The 24,542-nt window shown below is 60.1% G+C and carries 20 protein-coding genes, 1 tRNA gene and 1 pseudogene; 9 read left to right on the top strand and 13 right to left on the bottom strand.

The features are described 5' to 3' along the window. Positions 1-10 precede the first annotated feature (10 nt). Positions 11-292, top strand: coding sequence for a hypothetical protein (locus tag ACZ6ZO_RS08555; RefSeq protein WP_244311046.1), 282 nt, complete (start codon positions 11-13; stop codon positions 290-292). Next, a complete protein-coding gene (locus ACZ6ZO_RS08560) occupies positions 279-599 on the top strand; it encodes an Rv3654c family TadE-like protein (protein ID WP_465291921.1) in 321 nt (106 codons plus the stop codon). Before ACZ6ZO_RS08555 ends, ACZ6ZO_RS08560 begins: the two co-directional genes overlap by 14 nt. Here the strand turns inward: ACZ6ZO_RS08560 and ACZ6ZO_RS08565 are convergent. Continuing rightward, positions 596-2,944, bottom strand: coding sequence for a DEAD/DEAH box helicase (locus tag ACZ6ZO_RS08565; protein ID WP_465291923.1), 2,349 nt, complete (start codon positions 2,942-2,944; stop codon positions 596-598). The genes ACZ6ZO_RS08560 and ACZ6ZO_RS08565 overlap by 4 nt on opposite strands. Before the next feature lie 274 nt (positions 2,945-3,218). Here ACZ6ZO_RS08565 and cspE point away from each other — a divergent pair, with 274 nt between their 5' ends. Together cspE and topA are read left to right on the top strand one after the other, a co-directional pair. After that, positions 3,219-3,422 carry a transcription antiterminator/RNA stability regulator CspE gene (cspE, locus tag ACZ6ZO_RS08570; RefSeq protein ID WP_182387090.1) on the top strand — a complete coding sequence of 68 codons (204 nt, stop codon included), beginning with the start codon at positions 3,219-3,221 and terminating at the stop codon, positions 3,420-3,422. Positions 3,423-3,601: 179 nt separating this feature from the next. Further along, positions 3,602-6,544: a type I DNA topoisomerase gene (topA, locus tag ACZ6ZO_RS08575; protein ID WP_465291925.1), complete on the top strand. Its 2,943-nt coding sequence runs from the start codon at positions 3,602-3,604 to the stop codon at positions 6,542-6,544. 186 nt (positions 6,545-6,730) lie between these two features. Here the strand turns inward: topA and ACZ6ZO_RS08580 are convergent. Then, a pseudogene (locus tag ACZ6ZO_RS08580) lies at positions 6,731-7,743 on the bottom strand (DUF5692 family protein). 91 nt (positions 7,744-7,834) lie between these two features. Here ACZ6ZO_RS08580 and ACZ6ZO_RS08585 point away from each other — a divergent pair. After that, the gene (locus ACZ6ZO_RS08585; protein WP_182387087.1) at positions 7,835-8,389 is read left to right on the top strand and encodes a TetR-like C-terminal domain-containing protein; all 555 of its coding nucleotides are present in this window, start codon (positions 7,835-7,837) and stop codon (positions 8,387-8,389) included. Positions 8,390-8,416: 27 nt separating this feature from the next. On the opposite strand, the gene ACZ6ZO_RS08590 is transcribed toward ACZ6ZO_RS08585, so the two are convergent. Together ACZ6ZO_RS08590 and ACZ6ZO_RS08595 are read right to left on the bottom strand one after the other, a co-directional pair. Beyond that, positions 8,417-8,572: a hypothetical protein gene (locus ACZ6ZO_RS08590; protein WP_182387086.1), complete on the bottom strand. Its 156-nt coding sequence runs from the start codon at positions 8,570-8,572 to the stop codon at positions 8,417-8,419. A 274-nt stretch (positions 8,573-8,846) separates the two neighbouring features. Beyond that, positions 8,847-10,373 carry an adenylate/guanylate cyclase domain-containing protein gene (locus tag ACZ6ZO_RS08595; protein ID WP_182387085.1) on the bottom strand — a complete coding sequence of 509 codons (1,527 nt, stop codon included), beginning with the start codon at positions 10,371-10,373 and terminating at the stop codon, positions 8,847-8,849. 40 nt (positions 10,374-10,413) lie between these two features. Here ACZ6ZO_RS08595 and ACZ6ZO_RS08600 point away from each other — a divergent pair, with 40 nt between their 5' ends. From ACZ6ZO_RS08600 to ACZ6ZO_RS08610, 3 genes are all read left to right on the top strand, one after another. After that, positions 10,414-11,637, top strand: coding sequence for a DNA polymerase III subunit delta' (locus ACZ6ZO_RS08600; RefSeq protein ID WP_182387084.1), 1,224 nt, complete (start codon positions 10,414-10,416; stop codon positions 11,635-11,637). 66 nt (positions 11,638-11,703) lie between these two features. Further along, a tRNA-Thr gene (locus ACZ6ZO_RS08605) sits at positions 11,704-11,779 on the top strand. 72 nt (positions 11,780-11,851) lie between these two features. Continuing rightward, positions 11,852-12,784, top strand: coding sequence for an NAD-dependent epimerase/dehydratase family protein (locus ACZ6ZO_RS08610; protein WP_208768589.1), 933 nt, complete (start codon positions 11,852-11,854; stop codon positions 12,782-12,784). Here the strand turns inward: ACZ6ZO_RS08610 and ACZ6ZO_RS08615 are convergent. The 9 genes from ACZ6ZO_RS08615 to ACZ6ZO_RS08655 form a co-directional block, all read right to left on the bottom strand. Next, a complete protein-coding gene (locus ACZ6ZO_RS08615) occupies positions 12,769-13,947 on the bottom strand; it encodes an HNH endonuclease signature motif containing protein (RefSeq protein ID WP_465291929.1) in 1,179 nt (392 codons plus the stop codon). The genes ACZ6ZO_RS08610 and ACZ6ZO_RS08615 overlap by 16 nt on opposite strands. Before the next feature lie 137 nt (positions 13,948-14,084). After that, positions 14,085-14,906, bottom strand: coding sequence for a DsbA family protein (locus tag ACZ6ZO_RS08620; RefSeq protein WP_182387081.1), 822 nt, complete (start codon positions 14,904-14,906; stop codon positions 14,085-14,087). Then, the gene (locus ACZ6ZO_RS08625) at positions 14,906-15,256 is read right to left on the bottom strand and encodes a DUF2304 domain-containing protein (RefSeq protein ID WP_182387080.1); all 351 of its coding nucleotides are present in this window, start codon (positions 15,254-15,256) and stop codon (positions 14,906-14,908) included. The genes ACZ6ZO_RS08620 and ACZ6ZO_RS08625 overlap by 1 nt, the downstream gene beginning before the upstream one ends. Then, positions 15,253-15,945, bottom strand: coding sequence for a glycosyltransferase family 2 protein (locus tag ACZ6ZO_RS08630; RefSeq protein WP_182387079.1), 693 nt, complete (start codon positions 15,943-15,945; stop codon positions 15,253-15,255). Before ACZ6ZO_RS08630 ends, ACZ6ZO_RS08625 begins: the two co-directional genes overlap by 4 nt. 26 nt (positions 15,946-15,971) lie before the next feature. Next, positions 15,972-16,790 (bottom strand): glycosyltransferase, encoded by an 819-nt coding sequence (locus tag ACZ6ZO_RS08635; RefSeq protein ID WP_182387078.1) that lies wholly within the window; start codon positions 16,788-16,790, stop codon positions 15,972-15,974. 10 nt (positions 16,791-16,800) lie between these two features. Then, positions 16,801-17,988, bottom strand: a complete 1,188-nt coding sequence (locus ACZ6ZO_RS08640; protein WP_182387077.1) for a polysaccharide biosynthesis protein — start codon at positions 17,986-17,988, stop codon at positions 16,801-16,803. Beyond that, positions 17,985-19,334: a M1 family metallopeptidase gene (locus ACZ6ZO_RS08645; protein ID WP_465291933.1), complete on the bottom strand. Its 1,350-nt coding sequence runs from the start codon at positions 19,332-19,334 to the stop codon at positions 17,985-17,987. Before ACZ6ZO_RS08645 ends, ACZ6ZO_RS08640 begins: the two co-directional genes overlap by 4 nt. After that, complete coding sequence (locus ACZ6ZO_RS08650; RefSeq protein ID WP_465291935.1) at positions 19,331-21,301, bottom strand: prolyl oligopeptidase family serine peptidase; 1,971 nt, start codon at positions 21,299-21,301, stop codon at positions 19,331-19,333. The genes ACZ6ZO_RS08645 and ACZ6ZO_RS08650 overlap by 4 nt, the downstream gene beginning before the upstream one ends. A 177-nt stretch (positions 21,302-21,478) precedes the next feature. Next, entirely contained in the window at positions 21,479-22,525 is a 1,047-nt protein-coding gene (locus ACZ6ZO_RS08655; RefSeq protein WP_465291937.1) for an alpha/beta hydrolase, read from the bottom strand. 554 nt (positions 22,526-23,079) lie between these two features. Between ACZ6ZO_RS08655 and lpdA the strand changes: the two genes are divergently transcribed. Further along, a complete protein-coding gene (gene lpdA / locus ACZ6ZO_RS08660; protein WP_465291939.1) occupies positions 23,080-24,480 on the top strand; it encodes a dihydrolipoyl dehydrogenase in 1,401 nt (466 codons plus the stop codon). The last annotated feature ends 62 nt before the right edge of the window (positions 24,481-24,542 follow it).

Genomic DNA, 24,542 nt, shown 5'->3' on the forward strand with positions numbered 1-24,542 from the left:
CGACGGGTCCGTGACCATCGAAGCAGCCTTCGGGGTCGCGAGCCTGGTCATTGTTGCTGGACTGATCGTCACCGCCATGACCACCTTCGCCTGGTACATCTCGGCTGTGGACATGGCGGGGGCGGCAGCCAGGGCACATGCGCTCGGCGTCTCGTACCAGCCGCCTCGCGGCACCGTCACGTACCGCGATGACGGGGTGTGGGCGACCGCAACCATCGCCATACCCACCCCGCTCACCACAGTCACAGCATCCGCCACCTACCCACTGGAGCTTGTTCATGCGCCTGGATAACGACGACGGTTCCCTCACCATTGGGGCCGCCGGAACCATTGCAGCGCTGCTCGCGCTCGCGCTCATCGCAGCTGCCGCCGTCCGCACCGTCAGCAACACTCACCGGGCGCAGGTCAGCGCAGAGCTATCTGCAGTGGCAGGAGCGATGGCGCTCGCCACCAGTTCGGTACCGCCTTGCGAGAAAGCTCGCGACACAGCACAGCGTAACGGTGCAACCATCACCGATTGCACCATCAACGATGCAGACGTGCTGGTCACGGCGGACATTAGCGGGCAACGGGCCACAGCCAGAGCAGGCCTACTCTAATCCGACACCAATGACACCAACGCCCCCAGCAACGCGATCGCGCCAGCCTTATCAAGCGGCTGGTTGCAATTGCCGCACTTGGGCGACTGAATGCAGGAAGGACATCCACTCTCACAACTACAGGAACGAACCGTCTGAAAGGTCGCGGTGATCCACTCACCAAAGCGTCGGAAGCCGTGATCCGCAAAACCAGCGCCACCGGGGTGACCATCGTAAACGAACACCGTAGGCAGGCCCGTGTCAGGGTGTTGTGCGGTGGACACCCCGCCAATGTCCCACCGATCACACGTCGCGAGCAGGGGCAACATCCCAATCGCGGCGTGCTCAGCAGCGTGCAACGCGCCGGGAATGTCTGCCGCCGCAATGCCCATCGCGGACAGCGCCAGTGGATCAACGGTGTACGCCACCGCCCGGGTAGCAAGAAGCTGCTGGGGCATGTCGAGGGCCACGGAATCGAGCACTGTGCCGTCGGGAAGCTTGGTGATATACGACGTCACCTGAGTGGTGACCTCAACATCAACGGCGGCAACCCACACGCCACCGCCCAGGTCACGCAGCTCACCAGGGCCAGGATTACCCACGATGCGGATGTCCGTCGTGCTCCGGGCAAACGTGGACCAATCGGGCGCATCCGGACGCGCCAGCGCGATGCCGTCGTCCAGGTCGAGCTCGTCAATCACAAATGTCTCCCCCTGGTGCATATACACCGCGCCGGGGTGCACCTGCGATGGTGCCCGCTCCGCATCAATCGTTCCCAGCAGTCGGCCCGTGGTCGACTCCACAATCACCACTTCCCGGGAAGACCCGCCACGCAATCCCACCGCGGCATGTGCAGTATCCGGGGTCAGCTCTGCCTGCCCAGAGTCCACCGCGAACCAGCCATGCGAGCGGCGCCGTAGCAACCCCTCCCTGGCGAGCTGTTCAGCCACGCCACGCGCCTGCCACTGATCCAACACCTCATCACTCAAGGCCTTCTCCACCGCAGCGCAGTACACATGACCGCGCAGGACATAAGGGTTCGTCGGGTCAAACACAATCCGCTCGATTGGCCGCCCTAGCAGCGCTTCTGGGTGGTGAATCAAGTAGTTGTCCATCGGTTCATCCCGCGCTACAAAGACCACCAACGAACCCTGCCCCCGGCGCCCCGCACGGCCGGCTTGCTGCCAAAACGACGCAATCGTCCCCGGGAATCCCGCGGTGACCACGGCATCTAACCCGCCGATGTCGATACCCAGTTCCAGGGCGTTCGTGGTGGCTACGCCGAGGAGGGTACCGTCGTCGAGAAGCTGCTCCAGCCTGCGGCGGTCCTCCGGCAGATAGCCCGCGCGGTACGACGCCACCCGCTGCGCGAACTCCGGACGGCCCATCAGCGTCAGCTCCTCAGCCGTGCGCAGCGCCACCACTTCGGCCCCGCGACGCGAACGCACAAACGTCAGCGTCCTCGCACCTTCGCTAATTGCGCTGGCCATGATGCCTGCAGCCTCAGTCGTCGCAGCGCGACGCACCGGGGCGCCGTGCTCGCCGGCTGCGCCTTCCACGAAGCCCGGCTCCCACAACATCACAGTTCGGGCGCCGGTTGGGGCGCCATCCTCCGTCACCGCCAGCACAGGGCTACCTATCAGATTCGTGGCATGCTCGGCGGGGTCAGTGGCGGTCGCCGACGCCAACACAAAAACCGGGTCGCTGCCGTACAACGCGGCAATGCGTCGCAGGCGACGGATCACCAGCGCAACATGGGCGCCGAACACTCCGCGGTAGGAGTGGCACTCATCAATCACCACAAACTTCAGCTTGCGGAGGAATCGACCCCACCGGGCATGATGCGCAAGCAGGGACGTGTGCACCATGTCGGGATTGCTGAAAATGAAGCGAGCCTGGTCACGAATGCCGGCGCGGGCATCGCTGGGGGTATCGCCGTCATAAGGGGCAGGGGTGATGTGTGCGAGATCTGGAACAGCTCGTGTCAAGCGCAGCACGTTTGTGAGCTGATCACTGCCGAGCGCCTTTGTGGGGGTGAGGTATAGGGCGCAGGCGGTGGGGTCCTGCTGCAGCATGGTGAGGATGGGAAGCAAATAGCACAAAGACTTACCACTCGACGTGCCCGTGGCCACCACCGTGGACGTCCCGTGATACACCGCATCCGCCGTTGCCGCCTGGTGGGAAAACAACTGGCGTATCCCCTCATCCTCCAGGTGCTGTCGCAGTGGCGGGTACACCCAATCCGGCCACGGCGCGTACTGCGCAGGCTTCGGCGGGATGGTTTCCAGGTGAGTGCAGGTGGAGTTAGGGTAGCGACGCTGCACAAACTCGGCGATCTCCGTGCCTATCGTGGCGTGGTTGGGCATGCGTTTTCCTTTGGTTGCTGAAAATATTTGTCCCCGTGACCTGTGCTTTTGGTTAAAAGCTAAGTTTAGGGCTATCGCTTTGCCAAGTTTCGTGACACACTGGGAAGCGGTCGCAGCTTTTCCACGCGCAGTGTTTCCAGCGCTCGCACAGGATTTTGTTTATTGCGAGCGCTCAGTTCACTTCTTTGCGAGCGAATGAGAGTTCACAACGACCCGGCACTCCCATCAGAATGCGGGAATGCTGCTTCGCTTTCAAAGAAATAAGGTTTTTGTTATGGCACAGGGAACTGTGAAGTGGTTCAACGCTGAAAAGGGCTTCGGCTTCATCGCTCCAGCTGACGGATCCGCAGACGTATTTGTTCACTACTCCGAGATTCAGGGCAACGGCTTCCGCACTCTCGAGGAAAACCAGCAGGTTGAGTTCGAGATTGGCGAAGGCGCTAAGGGCCCACAAGCTCAGAACGTGGTGGCTCTGTAAGAGTTTTTCACGCTGCGACCCGGCTTCCTCACCGCAGGAAAGCCGGGTTTTGCTTTGTCCACAAGTGGGCAATTCCTCACACTTTTCTGCAAAAAACTAGACCAGTGCGTAGTAGCGCAATATATAACTGTGTACGGTAGTGAACTAATGCACCGTTGAAATGACAGAAAGTTGGCATAGTGGCAGAGTCAAATGCTGGCGTAAAACGCTTAGTGATTGTGGAGTCGGCGACCAAGGCGAAGAAGATCCAGCCGTATCTCGGTAAGGACTACATCGTCGAGGCGTCCGTGGGCCACATCCGTGACCTGCCACGAGGAGCCGCCGACGTGCCCGCCAAATACAAGAAAGAGCCGTGGGCTCGGCTTGGCGTGGACACAGATCACGGTTTTTCGCCGCTGTACGTGGTGAGCGCGGACAAGAAAAAGAAGGTCTCTGACCTGAAAGCGAAGCTCAAGGAAGTAGACGAGCTTTACCTCGCCACCGACCCCGACCGTGAGGGCGAAGCGATCGCGTGGCACCTGCTGGAGGTGCTGAAGCCGAAGGTGCCGGTCAAGCGCATGGTGTTCAACGAGATCACCAAGCCTGCGATCCTGGCCGCAGCAGAAAACACCCGCGACCTGGACCACAACCTGGTGGACGCGCAGGAAACTCGTCGCATCCTCGATCGCCTCTACGGCTACGAGGTATCCCCTGTGCTGTGGAAGAAAGTGATGCCACGCCTGTCTGCGGGGCGCGTGCAGTCGGTGGCTACTCGCGTCATCGTGGAGCGCGAGCGGGAGCGCATGGCGTTCGTGTCCGCAAACTATTGGGATCTCACTGCGCAGCTCAAGACCGACCAGCCAGCCAGCGCGGAAAACCCTAACGAATTCGCTGCGCGGCTCACCGCCGTCGATAAGCGGCGCGTGGCGCAAGGCCGGGACTTTAACGACCGCGGCGAGCTCAAGGGCAAGGACGTCATCGTCATTGACCAGGCGAAAGCCACGCAGCTTGCCGACGCCCTGAGCGGCACGACTATGACCGTAGCCAGCGTCGAGGAAAAGCCGTACACCCGACGGCCCTACGCCCCATTTATGACCTCGACGCTGCAGCAGGAAGCCGGACGCAAACTGCACTACACCTCCGAGCGCACCATGCGTATCGCGCAGCGCCTGTACGAAAACGGTCATATCACCTACATGCGTACGGACTCCACTACGCTCAGCGAGTCCGGCATTCAAGCAGCACGCCAGCAGGCACGCGAACTCTACGGTGATAAGTTCGTGGCTGACGCGCCGCGCCAGTACACCCGCAAGGTGAAGAACTCGCAGGAAGCCCACGAAGCGATCCGCCCGGCCGGCGAAACCTTCGCCACCCCAGGCCAGCTTCATGCACAACTGGACGCCGAAGAGTTCAAGCTCTATGAGCTCATTTGGCAGCGCACCGTCGCCTCCCAGATGGCTGACGCGCGTGGCACCTCCATGAAGGTGACCATCGCCGGCACCGCCACCTCCGGCGAGGACGTGGAATTCGCCGCTACCGGTCGCACCATCACTTTCCCCGGCTTCCTCAAGGCCTACGTGGAAACCTCGCAGCTCGAAGACGGCCGTAACGTGGCAGACAACGCTGAAAAGCGCCTGCCACAGCTGTCCAAGGGCGATGCACTCGCCGCGCAGCAGGTCGACGCCGAAGGTCACTCCACCAACCCGCCAGCCCGCTACACCGAAGCGTCCCTAGTGAAGAAGATGGAAGACCTCGGTATTGGACGCCCATCCACCTACGCGTCCATCATCAAGACCATCCAGGACCGCGGTTACGTTTTCTCCCGCGGCAATGCGCTGGTCCCGTCGTGGGTAGCGTTTGCCGTGGTCGGGCTGCTGGAGCAGAATTTCAGCTCCCTAGTGGACTACGACTTCACCTCCTCCATGGAAGATGAACTCGACGAGATCGCTGCCGGTAATGAAAACCGCACCGAGTGGTTGAACAGCTTCTACTTCGGTAACGCGGAAGTGGGCGACAAGACCGCAGACAGCGTGGCACGCCTCGGCGGGCTGAAAGCTCTGGTGGGCGACAACCTCGAAAACATTGACGCGCGCGAAGTGAACTCGCTCCGCCTATTTGTCGACGAGGAAGGTCGCGATATCGTGGTGCGCGTCGGCCGCTACGGCCCATACCTCGAGCGCATCGTGGGGCAGCTGCCCGACGGCACCCCGGAATATCAGCGCGCCAACCTGCCGGAATCCACCACCCCAGACGAGCTGTCCCTAGACGCCGCTGAAAAGCTCTTCGCCATTCCACAAGGTGGTCGCGAGCTCGGCGTCAACCCAACTAACGGTCGCATGATCGTAGCCAAGGACGGTCGCTACGGGCCTTATGTCACTGAGCTGGTTACCGAGGAGGAAAAAGCTTCCGTCGGCGCCCACGCTGAAGAAATCGTCGCCGAGGAACGCGCTGCCGAAGACGCGCAGCGCAAAGCCGAAGGCAAACGCGCAAAGAACTGGGAAACCAAAACTGCGGCCAACCAAAAGGAAAAGCGCATCAATCAGATCATCGAGGAAACCCTCAAACCAGGGACCGCCTCGCTGTTTCCCTCCATGGAACCCGCCACAGTCACCCTCGAGGACGCACTGCGGCTGCTGTCTCTCCCACGTGAAGTGGGTGTGGACCCAACCGACGGCGAAATGATCACTGCCCAGAACGGCCGCTACGGCCCGTACCTTAAGAAGGGCAGCGACTCTCGCTCCCTGGCCAACGAAGAACAAATCTTCACTGTGACCCTGGATGAAGCGCGGCGAATCTACTCCGAACCAAAGCGTCGCGGCCGTAGCGCCACCGCCGTAGCGCCACTCAAGGTACTCGGCGATAACGACGTCTCCGGCAAACCAATGCAGGTCAAGGACGGCCGCTTCGGTCCATACGTCACCGACGGCACCACCAATGCCTCCCTGCGCAAGGGCGACAACCCTGAAACCCTTACCGACGCGCGCGCCAACGAGCTGCTGTCCGAACGTAGAGCCAAGGAAGCCGCCGAAGGTGGCGCGCCGAAGAAGACGACCCGCAAGAAGGCAACCAAGAAGGCAACCAAGAAAGCTGCTAAGAAAACCGTGAAGCAGACCACGAAGCGTGTGGTGAAGGCACGGCGGTAGGTTGTCTGGGGCGCCCAGGCGGGCCAGAGTTCGGCAGCGTCTCCGCAGGTAGGGGCTGCGGAGATGAAGCTGGTATGGTGCGAATAGGGAATCTCTATCGATTGTCGATGGGCTTGTGACTGTTGGTGACACACGACGAAACCCCATTCGTGCCGTAGCAGGAATGGGGTTTGCTATATGGATCAGCTATGAAACGGCTTTCCGAGTCTCGGTTGCTTCAAACGAAGCAGGCACCGAAATGTTGGACATGAGGAGATCGTGGTGCGACCCGAGGTGGGTGTATAGCTCGTCGCGAAGCAAGCTCTTCTTGCGGGTGACCGCGGTGTAGATCTGGTAGCCGAACACGGCGACGTTGGCCACGAGCGCGATGAAGGACACGAGGAATAGTGCCTTCGGGTCGTGGGAAGCCTCGACAGAGAACTGCGAGGAGGTGACGAAGCTCGGCACGGCCATGGTGAACATCATCCAGAACGCGAGGGTGTGGGCGCGGTGCTGCAGCCAAGCACCCTTCTTGATGAAGAACGCCGGAATTGTGCAGGAAATCAGCAACGCGGCGCCCGCGTAGAAGGAATGATCACCAACGCAGTTGTAGACGTATGCGAAGTTCCACAGGTCGTATGCGATGATCCAGAACCACAGCATGTCAGGCCAAATCATGTCCTTAGACGGATCGCGGGAGATGATGATACCGGTCCAACCGCAGATCGTGATGAGGTTTAGTAGGCCAGCGATGCCGTTCATGTAATTCCAGGAGCCGGAGACCATGAACACACCGTCGACCATGCCGTTTGCGTTCATCGCGCCGACCTGGAAGTCGCGGATGCAGGCCTCCAAGATGTTTAGACCGAGGATGAACGGTGGGAAGCACAGTGCCCACTTGTTTGCTGCGAGCCGTGGATGGTAGCGCAGCGCCATGAAGCCGAGGCAGCCGGCGAGGCGGAATAGACCTTGACCCAGTGGAACCAGGTGCCCGTCGATGAGCCAGCTCCTGCGGTGGTAGGCCAGACGAAGATGGTCAAAATGATTGGTAGCGCGATGAACAGTGCCCACCCGGCGTAGCGGGAGCGACGCGAGATTTCATTGAGGCCGATCAGGGCACCCAGCACCGCGAACCATGCGAGCCAGGAATACCAGGGGATGGTTGCGTATAAAAACATGACATTCTCCTTGTGAGTTGGGGCGCTCGCCTCGCAACCCATTCTTCAAGGAAAGCGCCTTGGTAGTTTCAAGCCTATTGGTCGATAAAACACCTGTACATAGACACTTTTGCAGTTGTGTAAAGTGGCAGTCATGGATGCCCGTGACGCGCTTTCGGACGCGTTGAAAAGCGAGCTGGAGACTGCTGAGCTCTCCCGCATCACCGTCGCACGCCTCGCGGCCCGCGCTGGTGTGACCCGCCAGGCGTTCTATTACCACTTCGACGATGTTTACGACGCTGCCGCGTGGCTCTTCCAAAACGAGGTTGCGCGCCACATCCTCGCACACGCACGTTACGACGCCTGGGCTGCCGGATTCGAGCAGCTCATGACTTACATGTACACGCATCGCACCCAGGTCCAGGCGATTTTGAAATCGCTCACGATGCCCAAAACCGAGGTGTTCTTCTTCCGGGCGCTGCGCAGAATGATGACTGCGATTGTCGCCGAGCTTGCCGATGGCTATAGCTTGCAGCCAGCTGACCGTGATTTCATCATCGATCACTACACCCTCGCAGTGGTCGGGCACCTCATGCACTGGATCGCCACCGGAATGCGTGACGACCCGGCGCAACTAGCACACCGGGTCGAATATGTAATGCGAGGACACGTTCTCGAATCGATCGAGCGCTACGCCCAGACCGACTAGTCCCACGAGACTACTGAGTTGCAGGTTTTAGAAGTTCGAAACCTGGTTGATGAGCATGAACGTCCAGTGGTACATCGAAATCAGTGCTGCGCGGAACGCGCTACCGAAACCTGCGCCGATAGCATCAATGATGTTGCTCGGGAACGGCTGGTTTTCGAGGCTCCACTGCATGTTGTTAGACACGTTCGCCTACTCTTCGGAGGATAGCTGGGCAGCCTCGGAGGAGTTTTGAGCAGTGTAGCCAACGTGAGCAGACGGGGCAGAGATGATCATCAATGCTGCGGTAACCGCAGAAGCGAACTTTTTCATCGGTAGTTCCAATCCTTGAGGTGACGGGGTTCACTTTAAGGATCGCGTGTCGAGCGTTAAACCGTTAGCGGTGATTGAGTGTGTTTATCTACTGGTTATGAATTGGTTACCGAATTACTGACTCGAAATGACCACAAATTCAACGGCCCTAAGAACGATCCGCCAGCGTCGGCCGGATCGGGCGGGCGAGCTGCGTGAGCTCACCGCGCCCCCGCAGCTCCACTGATTTGAGTACGGTCCAGCGGGCCTGCTCGGCTTCGTTGGCGCCCCGCAGCGTCGATACGGAGGTCAGCACTCTGCCGGGTGCGTCTTTGGCTAGCTCGGTTAGTCGTGCTGCCTGATTCACGGCGTCTCCGATGACGGTGTATTCGAAACGGTCGTGGCCACCAATGTGCCCGGCCACTACATGCCCGGAAGCCACACCGATACCGCAGGTGAGCTCCATGTCCTTGAGTTCCGAACGTAACTCACGGGCGGCGGCGAGTGCGAGGCCCGGGGCGTCGGCAAGCGGCAGTGGCGCGCCGAAGATCGCAAGCGCGGCGTCGCCCTGGAACTTGTTGATCACGCCCCTGTGCTTGTGGACGACGTCGACCACTTTTTCAAAAAACTCATTCAGCGCCGCGACGACCTCTTCTGGGGTGTGGTTCACCGCGAAGGTGGTGGAGCCGATGACGTCGACAAAGAGTACAGCCACGTTGCGATCCTCGCCGCCCAACGTTGGGCGTTCCTCCATGGCGCGCCGGGCAACTTCAGTGCCTACGTAGCGGCCGAAGAGATCTCGGACCCGCTGGCGTTCCCGAAGGCCGCGCATCATCTCGTTAAAGCCGGCTTGGAGGACGCCGATTTCGGAGCCGTCATAGATGTCCACAGCCACGTCGGTTTCGCCTCGACGCACCCGATTAATAGCGGTTTGGAGCTCATGAATGGGGTCCACCACGCTCATGATGACAAGTGTTTGGGCTGCGAACCCTGCCAGCAGAGAAATCACGCCAAGGGCCAAGATAGCGGGGAAAAGATCCGACGCGGTGTCCGTGAAATAGCCGTAATGGTGCCCCATTACCAGTAAACAGATGGCCAGCATTGGGACCGCGGCAGTGATCACCCACGTGACCCGCAGGCGCTGGGTCACTGGCGGCTCCAACGTGGAATCTTCAAAGCGTTGCGCCAGGGCTTGCGCCGCGATGGGGCGCACAATCCGTTCCGCCTCCAAATAGGTCAGCAACACCACGACGGAACCGCCCAGAGATGACACCAGCCCCAACACTAATGCCAGCTTGCCGTCGTGCTGCGCCGCCAGAGACGTCACCACAACAATGCCGATGAACCAGATAACAGCGCACAAAATTGCCTGGTAGACGGGGATGCGCATGACCAAGTTGCGCACCATATTCGGGTCGTGGTCCTCAGGGCTGTGTTGCCAGGCAAGTACCGGCCTGAACAGTAAAAACGTCAATATGGCCCCGATGAAGGAGCCCGCCACCAGGTACCCGATCCCCACTTCAGGCAGCTGGCTATCCAAAGACACGAATGCTTCTTTTTCCGGCATCGGGATGAGCCAGCGGAAAAACAGCATTGTGGCGATCGCGCCCAGCACGTTGGAAAGAAAAATGGTGGCAGCGTAGAGCGGCCAGGAGGTCCTCCAGAGCCACTTCACAATCTGCGCAAAACGAGTCATGCCCACTACTTTATCCGCCCTACACGATAGGGTGGGTGGGGTGAGCCAAAATTCTGTGTTTGACCGGCTGGCCGGGGCAGCCCATCTGCGTCGCACGCTTATCGACGCCGCCACCGCCGCACGCCACATCGCTGCCGGAACCGCGTCCCCGCAAGGCGCAGAAGCTGCCGCGATGACACACTCCTGGCTGTTCACTGGCCCTCCCGGCTCCGGGCGCTCCAACGCTGCCCGAGCCTTCGCTGCCGCCCTGATGTGCAGCTCACCGACCTCCGTCGGCTGTGGTGAATGCGAGAATTGCCGCGCTGTGCTTGCTGGTACCCACCCGGACTTGGTGCACATCGTGCCACAGGAGCTGTCGATCGGTGTTGACCTCATGCGTGACAAGGTCATTGGTCCTGCCATTTCCTCGCCCACGCACGCTCCCTGGCGCGTCATCATCATCGAGGACGCGGACCGCTTGTCCGACTCGGCGGCAAATGCGCTGCTGAAAACGGTGGAGGAGCCTGCCGCGCGGACCGTGATCATGCTGTGCGCACCGTCGACGGACCCGCAGGATTTCTCAGTTACGCTGCGCTCACGCTGCCGGCACGTGTATGTTCCCACTCCAGCGCTGGAGGACGTCACCCGGATTCTGCTGGCTGAGGGGGGTGTTTCCGAGGATGCGGCCCGGCTCGCTGCCGCCGCGACATCCGGACACATCGGCCGGGCGCGGCACCTTGCGCACTCGGAAGCGGCTCAAAAGCGCCGGGCTCAAGTCCTGCACCTGGCCGAACTGATCTACCACAAAGAAGCCGCATTTCAGGAGGTAGGCGATTTGGTGAAAGCGGTAGAGGCCGAAGTGAAGGCAGACCTTGCGCCCAAAGAAGAGGCGGAAATAGAAAAGGTCCGTAATTCCTTCGGCGCCGGGGTAAAAGGCAAGGGGGCGAGCCGGCTGACTAAAGGCATGGAGACCGAGGTCAAGGCGTTGGAGGCCGTCCACAAGAACCGCCGGAAGCGCGCCGAACGTGACGCCTACGACCTCGCCCTCATTGATCTTGCCGGGCTCTACCGGGATGCGCTCGTCCGCGACGCCGGCATCCAGCTCACCCATCCGGACTTTGATGGGCTGTCCAGCGACCTCGCCTCCCGTAATGATGCGGCAGCTCTTACAGACTGCCTCGACGCCATCAACGCCTGCCGGGAATCGTTTGGGCACAACGTGCGCCCAGTGGTGGCGCTCTCCGGGCTCGTAGGCCGGCTCCGGAAGGCCTGTAAAGTGCAATGACCAGCGGTTTTCATTCTTTATTCCGCGTGCGCTAAACTAGTCCCTCGATGCTTATTGTGCATCGGCGCCGCCTTAGCTCAGTCGGTAGAGCATTTCACTCGTAATGAAAAGGTCGCGAGTTCGATTCTCGCAGGCGGCTCCAATTAGACAGCAGGTCACCAGTGATGGTGGCCTGCTGTTGTTTGTTCGCTGGCAAAAGCACTAGGGTGAAACCATGCGTGCATTAGTTACCGGCGGTGCCGGCTTCATTGGTTCTCATTTGACGGATCTTCTGATTGAGAAGGGCCACGATGTTGTTGTGGTCGATAACCTATCCCGTGGCAATGTGAGGAACCTGGAGGCTGCGCAGGCCACCGGCAAATGCCTGTTTGTTGAGGCGGACATCCTGGAACTGGACTTTGACAAGTTCTTGGGCGAGCATCGCCCGGAAGTGATTTTCCACCTGGCTGCGCAGATTGATGTGCGGGAATCGGTGAAGGATCCGGTGCACGACGCCACTACCAATATCATTTCCACGATCCGCATTGCGGAAGCCGCTCGGAGGAACAGCGTCCGCAAGATCGTGTTCACCTCTTCCGGTGGTTCGATTTATGGCACGCCGGAGACGTTCCCGGTGGACGAGTCGTTCCCGATTGATCCGCATTCGCCTTATGCGGCGTCGAAAAGCGCTGGCGAAATCTACCTGAACACGTTCCGTCACCTGTATGGGCTGGAGTGCGCGCATATTGCTCCGGCGAATGTGTACGGTCCGCGGCAGGATCCGCACGGCGAGGCCGGTGTGGTGGCGATTTTCTCGCAGCGGCTACTGGCGGGCGAGCCGACCAAGGTGTTCGGTGACGGTGGCAACACCCGCGACTACGTCTACGTTGGTGACGTGGTGCGGGCGTTCTACCTGGCTGCGGGTTCCAAGGGGGGCGGCATGCGGTTCAATATCGGAACCTCTGTGGAGACGAGCGACCGGGAGCTGCACACGCTGGTGGCGCAGGCTGCGGGCGCGCCGGATGACCCGGAGTTTGCCCCGGCACGGCTTGGCGACGTCCCTCGTTCCGCCCTCGCTTATTCCCGCGCGCGTGAGGTGCTCGGATGGGAGCCTGAAGTGTCCATTGAAGAGGGCGTTCGCCGTACGGTGGACTACTTCAGGGGATAGCGCCGCCTGAGTTTCCTGCCCGCTGCTTTCTTTGCTGCGGGGGAATTATTTTCTGCCTCACCCGCGTGGTCTGCAAAGCGACACCCGCGGTGGTCTTTTCGCATGTGGGGCCCGGATCTGTCGTCCCGGTTCCTGCGGTGGTGCTTGCGACACATCAGGGCGATGTTGTCCAGCGCAGTTTCCTGGCACTGGGACCACGGGATGACATGGTGGCCGTCGCAGCGCCCGGCGACCTCGTCGCAGCCGGGGTACTGGCAGACGAGTTGCTCCGCTAAAAGGGCGACCCGCTGGGCGAAGGTGACGCTTCTGTTGCCGGTGACCAGCTGAACAACCGCGCCGTGATGGTTGTGTACGGCGATATAGTCAGTGATGTTATCGTTACCGAGCGCCAGGATTTCCAGCAGGTTGAGCTCGAAATGGGTGTTGGTGGGGAACCGGTTGGCCAGGTCGAGTTCGTCATCTTCCGTGATGGAGACAACGAGGCTGGCGTGCCCGGTGTTGTTGACACGGTTGCTGCTAGCCCAGCGGACGACTTCCGCGAAAGCGTCATGTTGGCGTTGCCGCACGGTGCGGAGGTCGCCGTCGGCTCTTGGGGTGGTGCTGAAAGCTTGGTTCATGAGTGCTTCCAGGAGGGCACCGGTTTCCGGCGTGGTGTATCCGGAGAACTTGGCGCCACCATGTTCATCGGGCTTGCCGAGTGTGAACCGGCGTTGCACGCGCGCCTGGAGGGGATCTTTGGCCAGGCGCTGGTTTTCCTGCACAACCTGGTCGCGGGTAAAGCGCCAGGTTTGCTCAGGTGACGTGGGGCGGTTGTAGCCCTGAACTTCTGTGGAAGCTGCGTCGTAGATTTCATCTCGCCGGTTCGACGCTGGCGACAGGCTGGTGAGGGCGCGCAAGATTTCGTCTTGGTGGTCGGCGTCGACGCCGTCGTCCCACCGCGAATCGGCACGCCGGAGGAGCGTCTTAGCATGCCGTGGATGAACCCCGGCCCTGCCGAGGCCTTCTAGATCGAGATGGCTGGCGAGCGAGGTCTCCAAACGGGCGACGGCCTCTCGGATTTGCACCAAATCAGCGACAGCCCACTCGACTTCGAAAGGGTTAGTGACGTCAATGACGTGTCCTTCGCCCCGAATTATTGTTAATGCTGCTTGCAGTTCTTGCATGGTTCACCCCCTGTGACCTGCTCATTTAATTTACTGACTACAGCATAACAACCGAGGAGGACACGCCAACTCAAAATGTAGCACACATGTTCGAAAAAGGGTGTAGTTCTGCCTTCCAACGCAGTTATCGGAAAGCGCTACTTAACCGTGGCAGCCAGCTGCTCATTCAGGGCAGATTCAAACACTTCCCACGGCTGGGCGCCAGAGACAAACTTAGTGCCGATCAAAAACGCTGGGGTGCCAGAAATACCGATCCCGCCGCCGTACTTCTTGGCCTGCTCGATGGCCTGGTCATACTTGTCCGAAGTGGCGTCTGCCTTGAATTTGTCCATATCAGGAACGCCGGCAGCCTGGGCAAAGCGCTCAAAGTCGGCCTGACCGAAACCAGGGTGCCCGTTTTGCTTCGCAGACTCGGCGAATAACGCAGACTTGAATTCGTGGAACTTGTTCTGCTCGGCAGCGGCGCGCCCAGCCCGGGCAGCAGCGTCGGCATCCGGCCCGTTGATAGGCAGGTCATTCCACTCGATGCGGACGAGGCCCTTCTCCACGTAATCAGTGAGGATGCGCCCCTCGGTTTGGGTGGAGTAGCGAGCGCAGAATGGGCACTCAAAATCGGAAAACTCGGAGATCACTACAGGGGCGTCGAGGGCACCGATAGCGAAAGGATCCTCCGGGTTGCGGCGGTGGATCTTTTCAATGTCTGCTTGGGACTTGATCTCCCCGCTGGGGCCTTGGATCAGCGCGTTATAGGTGCCGTCGGCAAGCGGCTTGGCGGTGCGGTCACCGGTGCCGGCCTGCACCTTCGCCAGTTTCGCGTTGATGGCCGTGGCGGATGAGGGGTTTTCGGCGATGAACTGGGATGTCGCGGAGCGTTCGCCCAAGATGAAGCCACCGAGGCCAAACACCGAACCCAAAAGCACACCAATAACAACAAGCAGGGCAACACGCGTGCGGGACATTAGCTCAGTTCTTCTTCCGGCTTCACAGCATTCTTCAGCGCGATGGCGCGGGCAAGGCGCGCGTAGCGCAGCTCCTGCTCACGAAAGCGCACGTAGGAGGACAAGGTGGTGAACATGAATGCCACGACCAGGGCGTAGAGCAGCAGATCGGTGCCACGGGAAACGCCCACCCAGTTGGCCACCACGGTCAGATCATCGGGGCGGAGAACAGCCCAGATACAAGCCAAGATGAACAACAAAAAGCCCAGCTTCACGCCAGCCTTCGCACGTGCTTTACGACGGTTGCCCAGGAAATAGAGCACCAAAAACGCAGTCGCTAGCAGCAGCAGAATCTGAATCACAATGGTCATGGCAACTTCCTCGCAAGCAAACCGTCGGCGAGGATATTCACGCCGTTGATCAGGGACTGGCCCTTGGACATGGAGTACTCGGTGTACAGGATATCTACCGGCTCCTCGGCCACCCGCCACTTCTTTTCGTCCATGGTGGAGACGAACTCGGAGGCGTGGCTCATGCCGTTCATGCGCAGGTTCAGCTCATTAGCGACCCTTTTGTTGAAGGCTCGCAGGCCATTGTGGGCGTCGGTAAGCCCGAGGCGACGGGTGCGCGGCGAGAGGAACACGACGGTCTTGAGCACCACCCGCTTAATCCACGGCACCTGGTCATCCTCGGCGCGCGGGCGGCCGAACCGGGTTCCCACGACAATGTCGATCGGTTCAGTACGTAGCCGGTTCAGCATCTTCACCACGTCCTTCACCTGGTGCTGGCCGTCGGCATCGAAGGTGACAAAATACTCGGCGCCCGGCTGCATCCGCGCATACTCCACGCCAGTCTGGATCGCCGCACCCTGGCCGAGGTTCACGGGGTGGTTCACCAAGTGAGCACCTGCGGCGTGAATACGCGCGGCGGAGTCGTCGGCGGAACCGTCGTTGACGGCCACGATGTTAGGAAAGGTCTTGCGCGCGTTTTCGATGACGTCCTGAATCACAGAGCCCTCGTTGTAGCACGGAATAACCAGCCAAGTGTCAGTATTATCCATGATGGCTAGTAGCCTAACGCATCGCACTAGTCGCGGTGGAACAACCTGCCGTACGCTGCCCGTAAAGCTTGCGCGGGCAAGAGCCGATAGGCCGTGCGCGCCACCAGGTTAAACCACGAACGCGGCCGGGAAATCAGGCCATAGGACACCAAATTGCGCTGCATGTGACGCTCCGCCGCGAACATACCCTTGCCCGTGCGGCGCTCAAACACGTCGGCGCTGGAACGGAAATACGTCAGCGGTTGCTGCAGGTTATGGAGCTGCGCACCGCTGGCGAGCAGGCGAGCATACAGGTCGTAGTCCTCCATGTGGTGCACGTCGCGATAGCCACCCGCTGCCTTAGCGACGGCCGTCCGCATCATCACACTCGGATTATTGATAGGGGAATTAATCAGCGCATATTTTGCCAGTTCATCATGGGTTTCTGGCAAAGTGCGCACTCCGACAACGTTGGTGATGTCATCGTGGAACTCTGCCAGCGCGGTGCCCAACACGTCAATATCTGGGTGCGCGGCGAAAAACGCAAGTTGCTGCGCGAAGCGCTCCGGGTATGCGACATCGTCGGCGTCGAGACGCGCGATGAAATCGGTGTCAATGGTGCTGAGCCCTGCTTGAGACGCAGGCCCCGCCCCCTGGTTACGCGCCAACACGATCGTGCGGGCACCGTCATAGGAGGTGAGGAAGGCGTCGATAAGCGCCTGCAAATCGTCACCGATCGGCCCATCCTGTACGATCACCACCTCGTCCGCCGGGTGGGTTTGTAGCGTCAAGGAGTCGAGGGCTTCCCGCAGCTCGGCGGGCTTAATGCGGTGATAGACGGTGACAAGAACGGAGAGCGTCGGCATACCACGTATCCTAGTCGCGAACCAGCGCGGACACATGGACTAAAGCGCCCACGGCCGGGCCCAGCAACAGTGCCGTGCACACGTTCGTGGCCAGCGTAAAAGGGAGCAACAACATGGCAAAAGCCACCACGGTGGCCACGACCCACCCCAGCACGTAGCTGCGGTAACGCTCGATAGCGAGGGTCGCAGTACCGGTGATCATGAGCGCGCCAGTGCAGGCACTCGCCAGGGTGAGGATGGCTAGCACCACCCCCGGGACCGCGTAGTCCGGCCCCCACAGCGTTTCCATGATCCACGGACCAATCAGCCAAGCTAGGGCGCCACCGCTGACCCCAAGCGCAAACACTGCCGCTACGGGCTTCGCTAAGGCCTGCAGCACGTGCGCGCGACCCGCCACAAAGTTCACGATCAACGCTGACTGGAAGCGCTGCAGCGGCACCAAAATCGGGGCGCGCGTCAGCGTCACCGCGTACATGACTGCTGCCATCGTCACCCCAGCCACCGGGGTAGGATCCTGGGTCGCCTTAATGAACGTGGGAAAACCCGTAATGAGCAGCGCAGTTGCCCCGGTCGCCATCATGGCCGACAGCGTATTTCGGCGGAAGACCACTGGCGCACAGTCCGTCTGAGCGCGCACCGCATCCTTGGCCAGCGGGAAGATTATCAGCCAGCTCAGTGCGCCGATCACCGTGATGACCAGGAACATCGGAAGTCCCCAGCCTGCCCACCACGCGAGCAACACCAAGCCTAGGCGAATCCCAGAATCCAGGGTGAGCAGCGCCGCCAAAAGTGGCCACTTCTCAGTGCCACTGAGCAGACCGGACATCAACGCCTGGAAGACGTATGACATCAAGCCGAAGGCCAACAGTGCCACCGCCACGCCGGATGTCGTAGACAGCAGCATGAGCCAGAGCGGTGAAGAGATGATGGCGATGAAGCCTAGGACACTCGCGATCCCCGCTGCGGTACGCCACGGGTTAGCAACAACTAGCGGTAGTTGATCGTGTGAACGCGCACTGGAGACGGACCTGGTGGTTTCTTGCATGAGGCCGTCGATGAGCCCAGTGATGGCGAAGAATAGCCCCCAGAAGGCCATGAACTCTTCTACCTCGACGCGTGGCATGGCGTGCGGGGCGATGAAAATGATGGCGAAGCCGGACAGCGCTGCGAACACTGTCGCTAGGGACAGTGATTTCATCGGGCGCTCGGCTCCGGGAACACCGGCAGCTGCACCTCATGCAGCCAGGACTCCCACAGCTGTGTCACGGCATGCGGGTCCTCGGCAGCATTCAACACTTCTCCGCGCAGGTCGTGCGGTTCCACGACACCGTGACGGCCGAATTCGACGTAGCGGTGCAGCATTGCGAAGAACTGATCGTCGCCAAGCAGCGTGCGGAGGGAGTGGACCACCAACGCGCCGCGCTTGTACACGCGGTCATCAAACATATCCCGCGGGCCGGGATTAGCGAGTAGAAGATCCTGAGGCTTCGCCACCAAGCCACGGTAGTGTTCCCGTGCCGCCTCGGCGGCTGGCCGGCCAGCGGAATGCTCGAACCACAGCCATTCGGCGTAGCAGGCAAAGCCCTCGTTGAGCCAAATGTCATTCCACTGGGCTAGGCCCATCGAGTTGCCAAACCACTGATGAGACAGCTCGTGCGCGATGAGGCGCTCCCAGCGGGCTTCCCGCGCATGATTGGCGCCGAAAATAGACAACCCGGCCGCTTCCAGCGGGATCTCGAGGTTGTCTTCGGTCACGACTACCGTGTAGCTGCTAAAGGGATATTCGCCGAATAGCTGCACGTAAAGGGCCAACATGTCCGCCTGGCGCGCAAAGCTTTTCTGGAATGCCGGAATGAGTTTCGCCGGCACGTAGCCGATAATGGGGACCGGATCGTTGCTCAGCTCCAGGCGTTGGTACTCGCCGACCATCACCGTGGCCAGATATGTTGCCATCGGCTGCTCGATGTGCCAGTGGAACGTGGTGCGCGACCCAGATCGGCTTTGACCTCGAAGGATGCCGTTGCACACCGCCGTGAACGGGTTATCGACGCTCACGTGAAAGTCATACGTCGCCTTCTCATCCGGGGTGTCATCGCAGGGGAACCACGTACGCGCGCCACAGGGTTGGGACGCGACGAGGGAGCCGGAGGACAGCTCCTCCCAGCCGATTTCTCCCCACGCTGTTCGGACGGGGTGGGGGTTGCCGGCGTATTTGATCGTCAGCACGAAGCTCGTGTCGGCGGGGACCTCTTCCGCGAAGGCAATCCGGAGCTTGTCTGAGGATTGTTTGAACCTTGCGAGTCGCACGCCCTGCGCCGTCACCTTGGACACTCGCATGGAATCCACCAGGTCAAGAGTCATGCCCTGGATCGGTTCGTAATTCTCCACATCGATCGTGGCCACCGCGTTCAGCCGGTTCGGCAGTACCCGGTAATCGAGGGTGAGGTCGTAGTGGCTGATGTGGAACCCGAGGTTGAAGTCGACCCCCGTGTAGTCGTCTCGGGTACCGGGGATCGGGGTGTTGCGCAGGCGGTGAGTGGTCATCGGTTACTTAGGGTACTCCACAGCCAGGAGTAGATGAGCGCTTCCATGAATGCAGTTTGCTCGTTGTCGGCCGCCCCGGCGTGGCCACCCTCGATGTTTTCGTAGTAATCGACGCGCTGACCTGCGTCTTCGAGTTGCTGGGTGAACAGGCGGGCGTGGGAGGGGTGGACGCGGTCATCGCGCGTGGAGGTGGTCACGAGGCAAGGCGGGTAAGCACGCTGCTTATCGACGCCCTCCAGCGGTGACCACTTCACGATGGCTTCCCGCTCAGTTGGATCATCCGGGTTGCCGTATTCCGCCATCCAGGAGGCGCCGGCGCTCATGGTGTGGTAGCTCAACATGTCTGTTAGAGGCACTTGACTAACCACGGCCCCCATCCGGTCGGGATACTGCACGAGTGCGCCAGCGGTGAGCAGCCCGCCGTTAGATCCGCCCCTGATACCGAGCAGCTGTGGGGTAGTGTAACCACGTTCCACGAGGTCAGCGAGGACAGCCTCGTGGTCCTCCCATACCTTGTGCCGGTTCGTTTTCACCACCTGGGAGTGCCACTCCGGACCAAACTCTCCGCCACCACGCAGATTTGCTTCCACGAACAGGCCTGACCGCGCGAGCCAACCGATGCCTCGCGTCACCGAATAGCTGGGGCGCAGTGAGACCTCGAAACCGCCGTAGGCGTGGACCAACGTTGGCTGTGGCTGATCGGTAAACACACCCGTGATGAAGTAGGGGATGCGGGTGCCATCGGTGGAGGTAGCCCAGTGCTGGCGGGTTTCCATCCCGGTGGCGTCGAAAAGCGCAGGCGCGGTCTTTACTTCGGTCAGCTCCCCACCGATATGCCCAAAATGCAGGGTGGTGGGCTGGGCGAAGCTAGTAGTGGTGATCCATATCTCGTCATCGCGCAGTGGGCTGGTTCCGGCGACCGAGGAGGTTCCCAGGCCATCGACGAGCGTGTGCTGCTCGTCCCACTGGCCGAGCGGGATGGTGATGATGCGGCTGGCCACATTGCTGAGCAGGCTGAGCACTGCGTAGTTCTTGGTGAACGTCAGCCCCTGCAGGGAGGTTTCTGCGGTAGGAGTAAAAACCGGCGTGAAGTCACGGTCCCCGGCGAGGAAGTCCTCAAAGAGCTTCACTCCCAGACCACCGGCCGGGATCCCGGCGAAATCCGTGCGGGGTGCAATGAACATCCATTCGCGGAAGGTGGAGAAACCGCAGTCTTCGGGGATGTCAATGAGTTGGAGTCCATCCCGGTCCAGGTAGGTGCGGGAACGGTAGAAATCGAGGGAACGGGTGACGAAGGTTCGCTCGAAGCCGGGCATCGAGTCGTGCCAGCCACCCACTGCCACATCGCTGCGACTACCTGAGAAAAACAGTTCCGCATCGGCCAAGTCCTCGCCACGCTTCCACAGGTACACGTGGGCGGGGTACCCAGATTCGGTGAGGGAATCTTCTCCCATGTCAGTGCCGATGAGCAAGGTGTCCTGATCTAGCCAACTGACGTCGGTTTTTGCTTCTGGAACGGTGAAGCCACCAGGCACAAATTCGCCGGTGGTAAGGTCAAATTCCCGGAGCTCGGTCGCGTCCGCGCCACCACGGGAGAGCTTGATCATCGCACGGTCGTAGTGTGGAGAACGCACATGCGCTCCTTTCCACACCCAGTTCTCGCCCTCGGCGGCAGCCAACTGATCTACGTCGATCAGGGTGCGCCACTCGGTTTCTCCCAGGTAGCTGTCCAAGGTGGTGGTCCGCCAGACGCCGCGTGGGTGATCGGCATCGCGCCAAAAGTTGAAAAGCAACTCGCCGCGCCGGCGGGGCATGGGGATCCGCGCGTCCGTATCCAGCGCCGCAAGCAGCTCACTACGAAGCGGCTCAAGTTCGAGCTTTGCTGCCGTGCGCTCGGATCTTTCCGCAGCCCACGCTAGTGCGTCAGGAGAGTCAATATCGCGCAGGAAGTCGTGGGTCTGTGTCATACCCCGTGAGTTTACTGATATGTGCCGAATCAGGGGTAGGAGTGAAATCAAGCGTACGTTTGGGACGATTTAGGCTCTAAAAATCCCATCCGTACGCTCGATTTGCGCAGCGGTTATTGGTGAGAATGCAAAAATCGCCCGCCTCCGAGATGGAGGGGGCGATTTTAACCGGCTGCGCTACATTCCGAAGGCGTAGCGGAAGGTCTCCCAGGAGCCGCGCAGGTCATCCTGCCAGTAGGACCAGGAGTGGGTACCAACTGGACGCAGTGCCCAGTCTGCACCAATACCCTGAGCATCCAACTTGGCCTTCAGGTCGTGGGTGCACTGGTTGGTAGCAGCTTCGATGGCGCCACCTTCAACGACCAGGACGCCGACGTTAGCAGAGTTACCCTGGGTGCGTGGGCTGGTCCACAGGTCGTTCTGGCCTGCCAGGCCGGAGGCGTTGGAGATGTACATCGCGGTGCCACGCAGCTTTTCGGCGTTGATGAGGGCGTCGTTGTAGTGCCAGTTACCGGTGCCAAGTGGGCCCCACATCATTTCGCGGTTAACGCCACCGCGCTCGAGGGTCTTGTCGATGGCGAACAGGCCGAGACCGCCGGACGTCTGCGCACAACCGGAGAAGGAGCCGATAGCGTCGTAGAAGCCTGGCTGGTGCTGTGCGTACAGCAGGGTGGTGGTGGCGGACATAGACATGCCGAAGATGGCGCGCTGGGAGTTAGCGCCCAGCTTTGCTTCGATGGCCTGTGGCAGTTCCTTGGTCATGAAGGTTTCCCACATTTGCTTGCCACCGAGGCTTGGTGCGTCCTGCTGCCAGTCGGTGTAGTAGGAGAACTTGCCGGCCATTGGGATGACCAGGTTGACGTCCTTGTCGCCGTAGAAGTCGAGAATGTCAGACTGCATGACCCAGTTGGCGCGACCTTCGCCGCCGTCGCCACCGTTCAGGGCGTACACGGTTGGACGACCTGGGTTAGCAGCACGCTTAACGACGAGCGGTACCCAGCGATCCATGGACGGAGAGTAAGCCCACATCTCTTCTGCCAGTGGGTGTGCTTCAACGGCCGCACGCCACTGCGGGGCGTCACCCATTGGTCCAACATTGATCTGGGCTGGGGCAACACCGGCTGCGACCTCTGCAACGGGGGTGCCTGCGATTGCTACTGGAGCTCCAGCCAGCAGGGTGGCGGCAGCAGCCACAGAAGCGGCGATGCGACGGAAGTTCTTCATATATTCAGTCTTTCTCGTTCTACGACGGTAGACCGGCAGGTCTATCCCATGTGTATGACAGCGGTCTTACAACCTTCAAAGGGCTTGTCGGCAGTTTCGTTCCGAATGTTACCAATCGACAATCTTTCCGTGAAAGTAGGGAACTTTCAAGACAAAGGGTAACCACCTAACAAAGTAGCAGGAAAACTGTGGCGTGTGTGACTAAATGGCAGTATTGTTACAAATGATGTTAATGTGGTTTCGCACATGTAACGAAATGACGCGTTTCTTCGGTTGAGTAGAGGTAACGTGTTGCTCAATTTTCACTCAAAGCTTTAAGGAAACATCATGCAGATTTTTGAACAGCTCATCCTGGCCATCAACTACGCTCTGGGCCCAGTCCTCCACGCAACTTCCTCCGGAATCTCTAACGCTATGCTGTCGGCTGGCTTGATTTAAGTTTTCTCGCTGATTGCGAGGAAAAGGGCGTCGAAAAGCGTGCATAAACGCACCTCGGCGCCCTTTTTTCTGCCCAACTCTCCCCAATGTTGCCTAGGGTAAGTATCCTTGATGGCGTGACTGAACATTATGACGTAGTAGTTCTCGGCGCTGGCCCAGGTGGCTATGTGTCCGCCATCCGTGCAGCCCAGCTTGGACTGAAGGTTGCAGTAGTAGAAAAGCAGTACTGGGGTGGTGTCTGCCTCAACGTTGGCTGTATCCCATCCAAGGCGCTGCTGAAGAACGCAGAAGTTGCGCACATCTTCAATCACGAAGCGAAGACCTTCGGCATTTCCGGTGACGTCTCCTTCGATTTCGGAGTCGCGCACGCGCGTTCCCGCAAGGTATCTGAGGGCATCGTCAAGGGTGTCCACTACCTGATGAAGAAAAACAAGATCACCGAAATCGACGGCTGGGGCACTTTCAAGGATGCCAAGACCATCGAGGTAGACGGCAAGACCATCACCTTCGATAACTGCATCATCGCTACCGGCTCCGTCGTTCGCTCCCTGCCTGGAGTGGAAATCGGCGGCAACATTGTCTCCTTCGAAGAGCAAATCCTCGATTCCAACAAGCCAAACTCCATGGTCATCGTGGGTGCGGGCGCGATCGGCATGGAATTTGCCTACGTGCTGTCCAACTACGGCGTGGACATCACCATCGTGGAGTTCATGGATCGTGTGCTTCCTAACGAGGACGCCGACGTTTCCAAGGCCATCACCAAGGAATACAAGAAGCTGGGCGTTAAGCTCCTGACCGGCCACAAGACCACCGCCATTCGTGACCTCGGCGAGGGCAAGGGTGTCGAAGTGGATGTCGAATCCAAGGACGGCTCCAAGTCCGACACCATCAAGGCTGACCGCGTTATGGTCTCCATCGGTTTCGCGCCACGCACCGAAGGCTATGGCCTGGAAAACACCGGCGTGAAGCTCACCGAACGTGGCGCCATCGAAATCGACGACTTCATGCGCACCAACGTCGACGGCATCTTCGCCATCGGCGATGTCACTGCCAAGCTCCAGCTGGCACACGTTGCGGAAGCACAGGGCGTAGTCGCAGCTGAAACCATCGCAGGCGCAGAAACCATGGAACTCGGCGACTACATGATGATGCCACGCGCTACCTTCTGTAACCCACAGGTCGCATCCTTCGGCTACACCGAAGAGCAAGCGAAGCAGAAGTGGCCAGACCGCGAGATCAAGGTCGCTACCTTCCCATTCTCCGCAAACGGCAAGGCACAGGGCCTCGCCGAGACCGCAGGCTTTGTCAAGCTCGTCGCCGACGGTGAATTCGGAGAACTGCTGGGTGGCCACATGGTCGGTGCTGGGGTTTCCGAAATGCTCCCAGAGCTCACCCTCGCGCAGAAGTTTGACCTGACCGCGGAGGAAATCGGACGCAACGTCCACACCCACCCAACTTTGTCCGAGGCAATGAAGGAAGCCGCCGAAGGCATCGTTGGCCACATGATTAACCTCTAGGTTCTCCCGCACGAGAAAAGCTCCCCTGCTTGTGCGGGGGAATTTTTATTGGCTTAGGGAGG

The sequence above is a fragment of the Corynebacterium sp. NPDC104732 genome (genome assembly GCF_055583565.1).